A 14,437-nucleotide genomic window follows, 5' to 3' on the forward strand; every position below is an offset into this window, starting at 1 on the left:
ATGCAGGACCTGTTCGCACGCGTGAAGCGCCGGTTGGCGCAGCGTCCGGATTCGGAGCATGGCCAGGCGATCGTGCGGGTGGCGCTGATCTCGCTGATCCTGGTCTATGTGCTGCTGTCCGGTGCCCGTCTGCATCGGCTGGATCAATACCAGGGCGTGCTGGCAACGGTGCTGACCGGGCTGGGCCTGTCACTGCTGCTGATTGGCTGGTTGCTGTGGAAGCCGGAGCGCTCCGATCCGCGGCGGGTGGCCGGGATGCTGGCCGACTACGGCCTGATCGCGGTCGGCATGATCCAGATGGGTGAGCCGCTGGCGTGGGTGTATGCGGTGGTGATGTGGGTCACGGTGGGCAACGGCCTGCGCTTCGGGCCGCGTTACCTGGCCGCTGCCATCGTGCTGGCGATGGTCAGTTTCGGCACCACCGTGCTGTTGACCCCTTACTGGCAGGCCAACCTGGGGCTGGCCATTTCCCTGTGGTTGGGGTTGCTGGCAGTACCGTTGTGCTGCTCCTCCCTGCTGCGCCGAAGGATGCGACATCCGACCATGGATACGACTCCCGCCGCTGGCTCCGACAAGCGCTCGCTGCTGGCACGCTTCAAGCAACGCCTGTCCGGGCGCGAGGACAGCGAGCACGCGCAGAACCTGATCCGCATCATCATCACTGCGCTGTTCATCAGCTATCTCGGCTGGCGCTCGCTGAGCGGCGGCGGTGAGGCATTGACTGCGACGTGGCTGATCCTCGCCTTCGAGCTGACCATTTCCGCCGGCCTGCTGACCGCGATCCTGGTCAATCCGGGTGTGTCGCATGTGCGCCGGGTGATCGGCATGCTGACCGACTACACCTGCATGGCCTGGATCATGACCATCCAGGGTGAGCCGGCGGCACCGCTGTATGCGGTGATGCTGTGGGTCACGATCGGCAACGGCATGCGCTACGGCAGCACCTACCTGCGCGTGGCCACGGCCATGGGCTGCCTGGCCTTCCTGTGCACGGTGATGCTGTCGCCGTACTGGCGCGGCCACGACTATCTGGGCTGGGGCCTGCTGCTGGGCCTGGGCGCGATTCCGCTGTACTTCGATTCGCTGCTGCATGCCTTGACCCGGGCGGTGGCAGAGGCGCGCCAGGCCAACGAAGCCAAGAGCCGTTTCCTGGCCAACATGAGCCATGAGTTCCGCACGCCGTTGAACGGGCTGGCCGGCATGACCGAAGTGCTGGCCACCACCCGCCTGGACGACGAACAGCGCGAGTGTCTGAACACCATCCAGGCCTCGACCCGCAGTCTGTTGGCGCTGGTGGAAGAGGTGCTGGACATCTCCGCGATCGAAGCCGGCAAGGTGCGCGTGGAGTGGCACGAGTTCGCGCTGGCCGACGTGCTGCAGGCGATCAACCTGATCCTGACCCCGCAGACCCGCTCCAAATCGCTGGACTATCGCGTGCAGGTGGATGACAACGTGCCGCCGCGCCTGCTGGGTGATGCCGGTCATCTGCAGCAGATCCTGCTCAATCTGATGGGTAACGCGGTCAAGTTCACCGACAGCGGCTACGTGCATCTGCGCGTGTCCAGCCCCGATGTGCTGGGCAGCGAGCGGATGCGCCTGCGATTCGAGATCGTCGACAGCGGCATCGGCGTGCCGGTGGCGCTGCGCGGCCGGCTGTTCAATGCCTTCGAGCAGGGCGATGTCGGCCTGGCCCGCCGGCATGAAGGCACCGGTCTGGGCACCGCCATTGCCAAGGGCCTGGTCGAGTCGATGGGCGGGCAGGTCGGTTATGCGCCGAACAGCCCGCGTGGCAGCGTGTTCTGGGTCGAGATCACGCTGGACGTCGCAGACACTTCATCAGCCCCGGCGGTTCCGTCCGAGGTGGCTGAAGCCGGCAATGTCATCGCGTTCTCCAATCCCTTCCTGCGCCATCGTGCGCGCGTGCGCAGCCTGCGGGTGCTGGTGGCCGACGACCACGAAGCCAACCGCATGGTGCTGCAGCGGTTGCTGGAGAAGGCCGGCCACAAGGTCACCTGCGTCAATGGCGGCGCCGAAGTGCTCGATGCGTTGGAGCAGGCCAGTTACGACGCAGCGATCGTCGATCTGCACATGCCCGGCATGAGCGGACTGGACCTGCTCAAGCAGTTGCGGGTGATGCAGGCCAGTGGCATGCCTTACGTTCCGGTCATGGTGCTGAGCGCGGACGTCACCCCCGAGTCCATCCTGCGTTGCGAGCAGGCCGGTGCCCGCGCCTTCCTTGCCAAGCCCGTGGTGGCCACCCGTCTGCTGGAAGTGCTGGCCGATGTCGCCGCCAACACCCGCGCCGAGTCCGGCATCCAGTCGGTGCCGGCATTGCCGGTTGGCGATGGCGTGCTCGATACCGCGGTGCTGGACGAGCTGGCGTCGCTGGGTATGGGCGATGGCTTCGAACGCAAGTTCATCGACCAGTGCCTGGCGGACGTCGACGCGAGCATGGGCCAGCTGCAGGGCTGCGGCGAGCGCCAGGCCTGGGAGGATTTCCGCGAGCACGCACACGCGCTGCGCGGTGTGGCGAGCAACCTGGGGCTTGTCCAGGTTGCCGCCTCCAGTGGCGAAATCATGCGCATGGCGGACTGGCAGCTGAAGGGGGAATGGAACGCCCGCCTCGGCAGCCTGGCGACCGCCCTGCGCAACGGCAGGAATGCGTTGGCTGCCCGTAGTGCGGGAGCATCGCACCGCGACGACAGCGAGCGCAGCCCGTCCTGACCCGCCAGACGGTCAGGCCGGGTCGCCATTGCGCCGGGCCTGCGCCCGTACCAGCCGATCCATGGTGCGCAGGGACTTCTCGCCGAGCTGCATGGCGGTGTCCACCCAGATCTCGGTGATCCGCATCATTTCATGCAGCGGCACCATGGTGGCGATCTCGTTGACCTCACGCATCGCCGCCCACGCGTGCGGAATGCGCCGGCTTTCCTTGATCACCTGTTCGACCGCGGCAACGCCTTCGCCCACCGGCACCACGATGTCGACCAGGCCCATCTCCTTCAGCTGGCTGGCGGTGTAGAGGTTGCCTTCCAGCATGATCTTCTCGGCCAGGCGCGGGCTGATCCGCTGGCACAGGAAGGAGTAGGCGCCCATGCCCGGGAACAGGTCGAACAGCACCTCGGGCAGGCCCATCAGCACGCCTTCCTCGGCGACGATGGTGTGGCAGCTCAGTGCGGCCTCGAAGCCGCCACCCAGTGCATTGCCCTGGACCAGGGCGATGCTGTGGGCACGGGTGCCCAGGCCGGCATGGAAGGCATGCACGCCGCGCACGCAGCGTTGGGCATAGTCGAGCAGGCGGGCACGGTCGCCCTCGCGGATCAGGCGGCAGAACAGTTCGAGATCGCCACCCAGGTTGAACACGTCGCTGTCCGAGGCAAGAACGACATGGGGTGACAGAGCGTGCGAGGCGCTGAGGCGATCGCCCAGTTCGCGCTGGTAGTCGACGATGTCATCGACCAGACGCGAGGCGAAGCACGGCCGGCCCGGCTGGTTGACCAGGTTGGCGTGCATGTGGATCCAGTAGACATCCCGCTCGGGTTCTTCGGTGATACGCAGGGTAGGGTGCTGCGAGGGACGGGTGATGATGGGGCGTACTGCGGACATGGGAGTTCTCCGTGTGACCGTCCGGCCAACCGCAGAGCGGACGGAGAGGAGTGAGGGGGCGGGCTGAACGTGCGGCGGCGACTGATTCTATGCACCCGTCGTGAACCGCCCGCAAGCGCTGTACCGGCCATGTTCCGGTAATAAAAAGACCCCGCCGTCTCCGGCGGGGTCCCTGTACTCTCCCGTTGCCCGGAAACCCTTACTGGGCGGGCGTATCACGCAGCTCGCGACGGAGGATCTTGCCGACGTTGGTCTTCGGCAGCTCCTTTCGGAATTCTACGATTCTGGGGTGCTTGTAACCGGTCAGGTTTGCCCGCGCATGTTCCTTGACCATTTCTGCGGTCAGGTTCGGGTCCTTCTTCACGATCACGACCTTGACCACTTCGCCGGACTTTTCGTCCGGGACACCGACGGCGGCGACTTCCAGCACGCCCGGCATCATCGCGATGACGTCTTCGACCTCATTCGGGTACACGTTGAAGCCGGACACCAGGATCATGTCCTTCTTGCGGTCGACGATGTAGAAGAAGCCCTGTTCGTCCATCTTCGCCATGTCGCCGGTGTGCAGCCAGCCGTCCGCATCGATGGCGGTGGCGGTTTCTTCCGGACGCTGCCAGTAGCCCTTCATCACCTGCGGGCCCTTGATGCACAGCTCGCCCACTTCGCCCAGCGCCAGGATGTTGCCGTTGTCGTCCTTGATGCAGGCATCGGTGGACGGGATCGGCAGGCCGATGGCACCGTTGTACTCGGGCAGGGTGAGCGGATTGATGCAGGCCGCGGGCGAGGTCTCGGTCAGGCCATAGGCTTCGACCAGGGTCACGCCGGTGACCTTCTTCCAGCGTTCGGCCACGGCACGTTGCACCGCCATGCCGCCGCCCAGGGTGAATTTGACCGAAGAGAAGTCGATCTCGTCGAAGCCCGGGGTGTTGAGCAGGCCGTTGAACAGCGTGTTGACGCCGGTGATGGCGGTGAAGCGGGTGCCCTTGAGCTCCTTGACGAAGCCCTTCATGTCGCGTGGGTTGGTGATCAGGTGGTTGCAGCCACCGAACTTCATGAAGACCAGGCCGTTCGCGGTCAACGCGAAGATGTGGTACAGCGGCAGGGCAGTGATGATCACTTCCTTGCCCGGCTCGATGCCCGAGGTGGACAGCCACGCCGACGCCTGCTGCATGTTGGCGATCAGGTTGCGGTTGGTCAGCATCGCGCCCTTGGCCACGCCGGTGGTCCCGCCGGTGTACTGCAGGAAGGCAATGTCGTCGTGGTCGATCTCGACCGGCGGAAGCGCGTGGCGGCTGCCCAGCTTGAGCGCCTGCTTGAAGCGGACGACGCCCTTGATGTGGTAGTTGGGCACCATCTTCTTGATGTACTTCAGCACGAAGTTGACGATCGCGCCCTTGGCGCCGAGCAGGTCGCCCAGGCCGGTGGTGACCACGTGCTTGACCGGTGTATCGGCGATGACCTGTTCGACGGTGTCGCCGAAGTTGTCGACCACCACCAGGGCACTGACGCCGGCATCAACCAGCTGGTGCTTGAGTTCGCGCGCGGTGTACAGCGGGTTGACGTTGACCACGGTCAGGCCGGCGCGCAGCACGCCGAAGGTGGCCACCGGGTACTGCAGGCAGTTGGGCATCATCAGGGCGACGCGGTCACCCTTCTTGAGCTTGAGCTCACCCAGCAGGTAGGCGGCGAACTGGGTGACCAGCGCGTCCGTCTCACCATAGGTGAGGACCTTGCCGAAGCTGGAGTAGGCGGGACGGTCGCGGAATTTCGCGACGGAAGCGTCGAAGACCGAGGCGACCGAATGGAATTCGTTGACGTCGATTTCGGCGGGAACGCCTTTCGGATAGCTCTGCAGCCAGGGACGATCCAGACTCATATTCCCCCTCCAGGAATCGTGATGTTTTAGGTTACGGCCCTGAGCGTATCGACAATGGCCGTTCATTGCAGCATACCCCGCCGTAGGGAAAACGCGAAGAGGCCCCGAGGGGCCTCTTTGCTTGGTAATGCCGGCCGCTGGCCGGCATCTGCGCTCGATCGGGATTCCGGTGGATGCCGGCCAGCGGCCGGCAGTACCGTGGCCACAAGCGGGGCGCTTGCGTCAGCTCTGCTTGCGTACCGGTGCGCCGTTGGCCTTGTAGTACGGCGCGGTGCTGCGGGCCAGCGGGGTGCGGCCACGGATCACGTCGGCCAGCTTCTCGGCCATCATGATGGTTGGTGCGTTGAGGTTGCCGGTCACCACCTGCGGCATGATCGAGGCATCGACGATGCGCAGGCCTTCCAGCCCGTGCACGCGGCCCTGGCCGTCGACCACCGCCATCGGGTCATCGGCATGGCCCATCTTGTTCGAGCACGACGGGTGGTAGGCGGTCTCGGCATGCTCGCGGACGAACGCATCGATCTGCGCATCGGTCTGCAGTGCGCTGCCCGGCGAGATCTCGCGGCCGCTGTACGGAGCCAGTGCCGGCTGCGCGAAGATCTCGCGGGTGATGCGGATCGCCGCGCGGAACTCGCGCCAGTCCTGGTCGTGCGACATGTAGTTGAACAGGATGCTCGGATGTTCGCGCGGATCCTTCGAACGCACGTGGATGCGGCCGCGGCTGGGCGAGCGCATCGAACCGACGTGCATCTGGAAGCTGTGTGCCTTGATCGGGTTGGAGCCGTTGTAATTGATCGCCACCGGCAGGAAGTGATACTGCAGGTTCGGCCAGTCGAATTCGGCGTCGCTGCGGATGAAGCCACCGGCCTCGAACTGGTTGCTGGCGCCGATGCCGGTGCCCAGGAACAGCCACTCGGCACCGATGGCCGGCTGGTTGTACAGCTTCAGAGCCGGGGCCAGCGAGACGGGCTTCTTGCACTCGTACTGCAGGTACATCTCCAGGTGATCCTGCAGGTTGGCGCCGACGCCCGGCAGGTGGTGCACCAGGTCGATGTCCAGGCTGCGCAGCAGGTCGGCAGGGCCGACGCCCGAGCGCTGCAGGATCTGCGGCGAGGCGATGGCGCCGCCACACAGCAGCACTTCGCGGCGGGCGGTGGCACGCTGCGGCTGGTCGTTGTGCAGCCACTGCACGCCCACCGCACGCTTGCCCGAGAACAGGATGCGGTCGGTCAGCGCGTGGGTGACGATGGTCAGGTTCGGGCGCGGCTTGGCCAGGTCCAGGTAGCCACGGGCGGTGCTGGAACGACGGCCCTTCGGGGTCACCGTGCGGTCCATCGGGCCGAAGCCTTCCTGCTGGTAGCCGTTGAGGTCGTCGGTGCGCGGGTAGCCGGCCTGCACGCCGGCCTCGACCATCGCGGCGAACAGCTCGTTGTTGCCGGCCTTCGGCGTGGTCACGCGCAGCGGACCTTCGCCACCGTGGTAGTCGTTGGGGCCGATGTCACGGGTTTCGGCCTTGCGGAAGTACGGCAGGCAGTCCAGGTAGGTCCAGTCTTCCAGGCCGGGCATGCTGGCCCAGTTGTCGTAGTCCATCGCGTTGCCGCGGATGTAGCACATGCCGTTGATCAGCGACGAGCCACCCAGCCCCTTGCCACGGCCGCAGTCCATGCGGCGGTTGTTCATGAAGGGCTCGGGATCGGTCTTGTACGCCCAGTTGTAGCGCTTGCCCTGCAGCGGGAAGGCCAGTGCCGCCGGCATCTGGGTACGGAAGTCGAGCCGGTAGTCCGGGCCACCGGCTTCCAGCAGCAGCACGCTGACATCGGCATCTTCGGTGAGGCGGGTGGCCAGCACGTTGCCGGCCGAACCGGCGCCGATGATGATGTAGTCGTACTCGTTATGGGTGCTCATGGGTGTCTCCTGCAGGCCGGGGCGCGCTGCATGCAGGCGTCCCGGCGGAATGTCGGATCGGCGCAGTGGCCGGACGAAGGTGCGCGCTCGGGGCGCGCCGATCAGAACACGCTGGCGTAGTCGCCCAGTTCCACCTGCACCGACTTGATGCGGGTGTAGTGGCCGAGGGTGGAGAGGCCGTTCTCACGGCCGACGCCGGATTCCTTGTAACCGCCGACCGGCATTTCGGCCGGCGATTCGCCCCAGGTGTTGATCCAGCAGATGCCGGCTTCCAGGCGGTGGATGATGCGATGGGCGCGGCTGACGTCCTTGCTGACCACACCGGCGGCGAGGCCGAAGGTGGTGTCGTTGGCTCGACGCACCACTTCGTCTTCGTCGTCGTAGGCGAGGATGCTCATCACCGGCCCGAAGATCTCTTCCTTGACGATGGTCATGTCATCGCGGCAGTCGGAGAACACGGTCGGCAGCACGTAGGCGCCATTGGCCAGCGCGCCTTCGGTGGCACGGCCGCCGCCGGTCAGCAGGCGAGCGCCTTCGGCCTTGCCGCTTTCGATGTAGCGCAGCACGTTTTCCATGTGCGGGAAGCTGGTCAGCGGGCCGAAGTTGGTCTCGGCGGCCATCGGGTCGCCGATGCGGATGCGCTTGACGCGCTCGACCACGGCGGCTTCGAACGCGGCCAGCATGCTGCGCGGCACGAACACGCGGGTGCCGTTGGTGCAGACCTGGCCAGAGCTGAAGAAGTTGGCCATCACCGCGATGTCGGCTGCGCGGTCCAGATCGGCGTCATCGCAGATCACCAGCGGCGACTTGCCGCCCAGCTCCATGGTCACTTCCTTCAGCGACGAGGAGGCGGCGCTGGCCATCACCTTCTTGCCGGTGGCGACGCCGCCGGTGAAGGAGATCTTCTCGATCACCGGGTGCTCGGTCAGCCACTGGCCGATCTCGCGGCCCGGGCCCTGCACGACGTTGAACACGCCGGCCGGCACACCGGCTTCGGTGTAGATCTCGGCCAGCCGGATCGCTGTCAGCGGGGTCACTTCGGACGGCTTGAACACCATCGCGTTGCCGGCGGCCAGGGCCGGGGCCGACTTCCACATGGCGATCTGGATCGGGTAGTTCCAGGCGCCGATGCCGGCGACCACGCCCAGCGGCTCGCGGCGGGTGTAGAAGAAGCTCGATTCGCGCAGCGGCAGCTGGATGCCTTCGATGGCGGTGGCCAGGCCGGCGTAGTACTCGACCACGTCGGCGCCGGTGACGATGTCCACGGTGGTGGTTTCGGCCAGCGCCTTGCCGGTGTCCAGGGTTTCCAGGTGGGCCAGTTCGTCGTTGCGCTCGCGCAGGATCTCGACGGCGCGGCGCAGGATGCGCGAACGCTCCATGGCAGTCATCGCCGCCCACACCTTCTGGCCTTCGGCCGCGCTCTGCACGGCGCGTTCGACGTCGGCCTGGCTGGCGACCTGCACTTCAGCGATCACCTCGCCGGTGGCCGGGTTCACGGTCCTGAAGGTCTTGCCGCTGGTGGCATCGACGCGCTGGCCGTGGATGTAGAGCTGTTGGACGGGCAGGGTGGTCATGGGGCGTACTCCTTGGAAGGGGGCGGGTGCTGAAGCGCTTATAGCGCGACAGCCTGCAACTGGAAGTCGATGTAGCCGTATGCAATGCGCCGGGACTTCTCGGCGTTGAACTGGCCGCCGACCAGGCTGCCGCGCAGCCAGAGGCCGTCGATCATCGCGGCCAGGCCACGGGCGGCCAGGCGGGCCTGCGGGTGGGGCAGCAGGCGGTTGAACTGGTGGCACAGGTTGGAGAACAGGCGCTGGTCGTTGGCGCGCTGCAGCCGGGCCAGTTCCGGCTGGTGCATGCTCGCGGCCCAGAAGGTCAGCCAGACGCGCATCGCGGTGCCGTTGATCTGGCTGTCGTCGAAGTTGCCATCGACGATGGCGCGCAGCTGCTCGCGCGGGTCGTCACCAGCGTCGGCACGGTAGCGGGCGACCGCGTCCTTAAGTTCACGCAGGATCTGCCGCATTGCAGCATTGAGCAGGCCGTCCTTGTCGCCGAAGTAGTGGGCGACGATGCCGCTGGACAGCCCTGCTTTCTTCGCGATGGTGGCGACGGTCGCATCGGCCATGCCGATCTCGTCGATGGTCTGGAAAGTGGCCCGGATCAGCTGCTCGCGCCGTACCGGTTCCACGCCTTTCTTCGGCATTGTCTCTCCACGGATTGCGACCCGAAGGATCGGGCTGCCCGCCATTATGCTTTTTATTGATTGAACGTTCAATCAATAAACTCTAGGATGCGCTCGCGCCCCACGCCATGGGCCCGGTTTACCGGTCCGGCCCCGCCCATGTGCCCCCTCGGACTTGATGAGACGACCCCATGTCTTCCCTGGCTCATCCCAAGCGTTCGCCCCTGCGCTTGAACCGTTTTGTCTTCTTCAGCTCCTCGGTGTCGATCGGCATCCTCGGGCTGCTTACCGTTCTCTATCCCGAAAGCAGCGAGCACTGGCTGCAGTGGGCGCAGGCCGAAGTCTCGGCGGCGTTCGGCTGGTGGTACATGCTGCTGATCGTGCTGTGCCTGGGCTTCGTGCTGTGGCTGGCGTTCTCACCGTACGGCCGCATCCGCCTGGGCCACAACGAGGAATCACCGGCGTTCGGCTACGTGGCCTGGGTGTCGATGCTGTTCTCGGCCGGCATCGGCATCGCGCTGTTGTACTACGGCGCCTACGAGCCGCTGGACCATTTCCTCAATCCGCCCGGGCAGCCCGGCGGAACCGTGGCCGCCGGCCGCGAGGCGATGGTGCTGACCTTCCTGCACTGGGGCCTGCACGGCTGGGCGCTGTACGCGCTGGTCGGCGTGGCGCTGGGCTACTTCGCCTACCGCCGCGACCTGCCGCTGGCGCTGCGCTCGGCGCTGTACCCGATCTTCGGTGAGCGCATCCATGGCCGCATCGGCGACATGGTCGATGGCTTCGGCATCCTTGCCACGCTGATCTCGATGGTGACCAACCTCGGCATCGGCGCGCTGGTGGTGCAGTCCGGCCTGGTCTACCTGTTCCACATTCCGGATACGCCGCAGGTGCTGGTGGCAATTGTGCTGGTGATGATGGTGGTGGCCACCATCGGCGTGGTCGCCGGTGTGGAAAAGGGCATTGCCTGGCTCTCCAACCTCAATGTGCGCCTGCTGTGTGGCCTGCTGCTGTTCGTGCTGATCACCGGCCCGACCCTGCACCTGTTCGATGGTCTGATCCAGAACACCGGCGATTATCTCGGTGCATTCGTGCGCAAGAGCTTCGACATGTACCTCAACGACCCGAAGGGCCGTGAGTGGATGGGCTCGTGGACGCTGTTCTACTGGGCGTGGTGGATCGCCTGGGCGCCGTTCGTCGGTCTTTTCGTGGCGCGCATCTCGCGTGGTCGCACCATCCGCGAAGTGATCATGGGCGTGCTGCTGATCCCGCTCGGCTTCACCCTGGCCTGGCTGTCGATCTTCGGCAACACCGCCATCGACCTGGTGCTCAACCACGGCCAGGCGATCCTGGGTGACGTGGCCCAGCATGATGCGGCGATGACGCTGTTCAAGCTGCTGGAGTACCTGCCCGCCGCGCCGTACGTGGCCGGCGCCGCAGTGGTGATCGGCTTCGTGCTGTTCCTGACTCCGGTCGATTCGGGCACGCTGATGATCGCCAACCTGTGCACGCGTCGCGTCGACGATGGCGTGGAGGACGGCCATGACGCGCCGATCTGGCTGCGCGTGTTCTGGGCAGCCGGCATCACCGTGGCCAGCGTCGGCCTGCTGCTGGCCGGCAACTTCAGTGCGATGCAGACCGCGGTGGTGCTGTGCGGCCTGCCGTTCTCGTTCACCCTGGCGTTCTACATGTGGGGCCTGCTGAAGGCACTGCGCACCGACCCGGACGCACCGCGCCGGTGATCGGGCACCTGGCATCTATCCCGATGCCGTCGGTGACGCAGTAGAGCCAGGCCATGCCTGGCTGCGGAGAAACAGGAAGGGCCGGATCCGCGAGGATCCGGCCCTTCTTCTTGTTGTAGAGCCGAGCCATGCTCGGCTGATGCTGTGGCAATGTAGCCGAGCGCAGGCTCGGCTCTACAGGTGACGCGTTACTTGCTGGCCAGCTGGCGCAGCACGTACTGCAGCAGGCCGCCATGGCGGAAGTACTCGACTTCCTTCGGGGTCAGCAGCATCACCGAGACTTCGAAGGTCTTCTTGGTGCCGTCAGCCTTGGTCGCGGTGACCGTGGCGCGCTTGCTGGCACCGTCCTGCAGGCCGGTGATGTCGATCACTTCCGAACCGTCCAGGCCCAGGCTCTGTGCGTTCTCGCCGTTGCGGAACTGCAGCGGCAGCACGCCCATGCCGACCAGGTTGGAGCGGTGGATGCGCTCAAAGCTCTCGGCCACGACCGCCTTCACCCCCAGCAGCAGGGTGCCCTTGGCCGCCCAGTCACGCGACGAACCGGTGCCGTATTCCTTGCCGGCCAGCACTACCAGCGGCACCTTGTCGGCTTTGTACTTCATGGCTGCATCGTAGATCGCCAGCTTTTCCGGCTGGCCGCCGCCGGCCGGGTAGTACAGGGTGTTGCCGCCTTCCTCGCCACCGAACATCAGGTTCTTGATGCGGATGTTGGCGAAGGTGCCGCGGACCATCACGTCATCGTTGCCGCGGCGGCTGCCGTAGCTGTTGAAGTCGGCCGGCTGCACGCCGCGCTCCTGCAGGAAGCGGCCTGCAGGCGAGTCCTTCTTGATGTTGCCGGCCGGGGAGATGTGGTCGGTGGTGATCGAATCACCGAACAGGCCCATCACGCGTGCACCGTGCACATCGTCGATGCTGCCGGTCTGCATGGTCATGCCATCGAAGTACGGCGGGTTCTTGATGTAGGTGGAGGCATCGCTCCACTCGTACAGGTTGCCGTCCGGCGAAGCGATGGTGTTCCAGCGGGTATCGCCCTTGAACACATCGGCGTAGTTCTGCTTGAACATCTCCGGGCCGATGGTGGCGGCGATGACGTCGCCGATTTCCTTGTTGCTCGGCCAGATGTCGCGCAGGAACACCGGCTGGCCATCGCTGCCGGTACCCAGCGGCTGGGTGGTCAGGTCGATGTCGGTGGTGCCGGCGATGGCATAGGCCACCACCAGCGGCGGGCTGGCCAGGTAGTTCATCTTCACTTCGGGGTGCACGCGGCCCTCGAAGTTGCGGTTGCCGGACAGCACCGAGGTGACCACCAGATCGCCGGTGGCGATGCCGGCGCTGACTTCGGTCGGCAGCGGGCCGGAGTTGCCGATGCAGGTGGTGCAGCCGTAGCCGACCACGTAGAAGCCGATCTTCTCCAGCTCCTTCAGTACGCCGGCCTTTTCCAGGTAATCGGTGACCACGCGCGAACCTGGGCCGAGCGAGGTCTTCACCCACGGCTGGCGGTTCAGGCCCTTGGCGGCCGCGTTGCGGGCCAACAGGCCCGCGCCGATCATCACCGCCGGGTTGGAGGTGTTGGTGCACGAGGTGATGGCCGCGATGACCACCGCGCCGTCCTTCAGGCGGACCTTGCGGCCTTCGGTTTCGATGTCGGCGTAGCCCTTGGCCAGCTGCTCGTTGCCGACCGCGGCACCGCCGCCTTCGTTGACGAACGAGGAGACATCGTCGCTGCGCTTGTCACGGTTGGTGGTCAGGCCAACCAGGGCTTCGCGGTAGTTCTTCTGCACGTCTTCCAGCAGCACACGGTCCTGCGGACGCTTCGGGCCGGCCAGCGACGGCTTCACCGTGCCCATGTCCAGTTCCAGCGTGGTGCTGTACTGCGCGTGCGGGCTGCCCGGTTCGTGCCACAGGCCCTGCGCCTTGGCATAGGCTTCAACCAGATCGATCTGCTCTTCGCTGCGGCCGGACAGGCGCAGGTAGTTCAGCGACTCGGCGTCGATCGGGAAGATGCCGCAGGTGGCGCCGTATTCCGGCGCCATGTTGCCAATGGTGGCGCGGTCGGCCAGCGGCAGGTGCTGCAGGCCGTCACCGTAGAACTCGACGAACTTGCCGACCACGCCCAGCTTGCGCAGCATCTGGGTGACGGTCAGCACCAGGTCGGTGGCGGTGGCGCCCTCGGGCAGCTTGCCGGTCAGCTTGAAGCCGACCACCTGCGGGATCAGCATCGACGACGGCTGGCCGAGCATGGCCGCCTCCGCTTCGATGCCGCCCACGCCCCAGCCCAGCACGCCGATGCCGTTGATCATCGTGGTGTGGCTGTCGGTACCGAACACGGTATCGGGGTAGGCGACCGCCTTGCCGTCCTTGTCCGCCGTCATCACCACGCGGGCCAGGTTCTCCAGGTTCACCTGGTGGACGATGCCGGTGTTCGGCGGCACTACCTTGAAGTTGTCGAAGGCCTTCTGGCCCCAGCGCAGGAAGCCGTAGCGTTCCTGGTTGCGCTGGAACTCGATCTTGCCGTTGAGGTCCAGCGCGTCCGGCTTGCCGAACACGTCGACCTGCACCGAGTGGTCGATGACCAGTTCGGAGGGAATCTGCGGGTTGATCTGCTCAGGCGAGCCGCCGAGCTTGACCACCGCGTCGCGCATCGCGGCGAGGTCGACCACGCAGGGCACGCCGGTGAAGTCCTGCAGGACCACGCGCGCCGGCATGAAGGCGATTTCGGTGTCCGGCTCGGCCGCCGGGTTCCAGCGGGCCACGGCTTCGATGTGGTCCTTGCCGACGGTGATGCCGCCGTCCTCGTGCCGGAGCAGGTTCTCCAGCAGGATCTTCATCGAGTAGGGCAGGTGGGAGATATCGAAGCGCTGGCCCAGCGTGGGCAGGCTGAAGTAGTCGTAGGTCTTGCCGCCGACGTTCAGCTGGCTGCGGGTGGAGAACGAATCGCTCATGCGGGGTAACTCCTTCTTGCGGATGGCTTGCAGTGGCCCGCGCATGGGCGGACCTGCTTGCGGTCGCCGCGGGCCTGACGGCCCCGGTGGTCCCAGTATGAACCCCAGACTGAATGGATTCATCCGGGCCGGGTTCCGGCCTGCGGCATCGGTTCCAGACTACAGGGGAAGGTGTATGGCGTAT

At 65.9% G+C, this 14,437-nt stretch carries 8 protein-coding genes; 2 read left to right on the forward strand and 6 right to left on the reverse strand.

From position 1 onward, the window contains the following. Nucleotides 1–2,724 (forward strand): response regulator, encoded by a 2,724-nt coding sequence (locus tag ACZK2R_RS09765; RefSeq protein ID WP_258015762.1) that lies wholly within the window; start codon nucleotides 1–3, stop codon nucleotides 2,722–2,724. Between the two features lie 12 nt (nucleotides 2,725–2,736). Here ACZK2R_RS09765 and rpfF read toward each other — a convergent pair whose 3' ends face one another. The 5 genes from rpfF to betI all read right to left on the reverse strand — a co-directional run bounded on the left by rpfF (nucleotide 2,737) and on the right by betI (nucleotide 9,590). Beyond that, nucleotides 2,737–3,606 (reverse strand): diffusible signal factor synthase RpfF, encoded by an 870-nt coding sequence (gene rpfF, locus ACZK2R_RS09770; RefSeq protein ID WP_012480080.1) that lies wholly within the window; start codon nucleotides 3,604–3,606, stop codon nucleotides 2,737–2,739. 199 nt (nucleotides 3,607–3,805) lie between these two features. Beyond that, nucleotides 3,806–5,482, reverse strand: a complete 1,677-nt coding sequence (locus tag ACZK2R_RS09775) for a long-chain fatty acid--CoA ligase (RefSeq protein ID WP_180837610.1) — start codon at nucleotides 5,480–5,482, stop codon at nucleotides 3,806–3,808. A 222-nt stretch (nucleotides 5,483–5,704) separates the two neighbouring features. Continuing rightward, nucleotides 5,705–7,387 carry a choline dehydrogenase gene (gene betA, locus ACZK2R_RS09780; RefSeq protein ID WP_180837609.1) on the reverse strand — a complete coding sequence of 561 codons (1,683 nt, stop codon included), beginning with the start codon at nucleotides 7,385–7,387 and terminating at the stop codon, nucleotides 5,705–5,707. Between the two features lie 101 nt (nucleotides 7,388–7,488). Then, a complete protein-coding gene (betB, locus tag ACZK2R_RS09785; protein WP_478445782.1) occupies nucleotides 7,489–8,961 on the reverse strand; it encodes a betaine-aldehyde dehydrogenase in 1,473 nt (490 codons plus the stop codon). A 38-nt stretch (nucleotides 8,962–8,999) separates the two neighbouring features. Further along, a complete protein-coding gene (gene betI, locus ACZK2R_RS09790; protein WP_005416394.1) occupies nucleotides 9,000–9,590 on the reverse strand; it encodes a transcriptional regulator BetI in 591 nt (196 codons plus the stop codon). A 170-nt stretch (nucleotides 9,591–9,760) separates the two neighbouring features. On the opposite strand from betI, the gene ACZK2R_RS09795 reads away from it, so the two are divergent. Beyond that, complete coding sequence (locus tag ACZK2R_RS09795) at nucleotides 9,761–11,311, forward strand: BCCT family transporter (RefSeq protein WP_180837606.1); 1,551 nt, start codon at nucleotides 9,761–9,763, stop codon at nucleotides 11,309–11,311. A gap of 188 nt (nucleotides 11,312–11,499) precedes the next feature. Here the strand turns inward: ACZK2R_RS09795 and acnA are convergent, their stop codons facing one another. Continuing rightward, nucleotides 11,500–14,253 carry an aconitate hydratase AcnA gene (gene acnA / locus ACZK2R_RS09800; RefSeq protein WP_125895862.1) on the reverse strand — a complete coding sequence of 918 codons (2,754 nt, stop codon included), beginning with the start codon at nucleotides 14,251–14,253 and terminating at the stop codon, nucleotides 11,500–11,502. Between the last annotated feature and the right edge of the window lie 184 nt (nucleotides 14,254–14,437).

The sequence above is a fragment of the Stenotrophomonas sp. 96582_Sma genome, from assembly GCF_056480905.1.

Bases quoted from the DNA above. Each gene is read 5' to 3' on its own strand.
- ACZK2R_RS09765 (WP_258015762.1), top strand. From the start codon at position 1: ATGCAGGACCTGTTCGCACGCGTGAAGCGCCGGTTGGCGCAGCGTCCG.
- rpfF (WP_012480080.1), bottom strand. From the start codon at position 3,606: ATGTCCGCAGTACGCCCCATCATCACCCGTCCCTCGCAGCACCCTACC.
- ACZK2R_RS09775 (WP_180837610.1), bottom strand. From the start codon at position 5,482: ATGAGTCTGGATCGTCCCTGGCTGCAGAGCTATCCGAAAGGCGTTCCC.
- betA (WP_180837609.1), bottom strand. From the start codon at position 7,387: ATGAGCACCCATAACGAGTACGACTACATCATCATCGGCGCCGGTTCG.
- betB (WP_478445782.1), bottom strand. From the start codon at position 8,961: ATGACCACCCTGCCCGTCCAACAGCTCTACATCCACGGCCAGCGCGTC.
- betI (WP_005416394.1), bottom strand. From the start codon at position 9,590: ATGCCGAAGAAAGGCGTGGAACCGGTACGGCGCGAGCAGCTGATCCGG.
- ACZK2R_RS09795 (WP_180837606.1), top strand. From the start codon at position 9,761: ATGTCTTCCCTGGCTCATCCCAAGCGTTCGCCCCTGCGCTTGAACCGT.
- acnA (WP_125895862.1), bottom strand. From the start codon at position 14,253: ATGAGCGATTCGTTCTCCACCCGCAGCCAGCTGAACGTCGGCGGCAAG.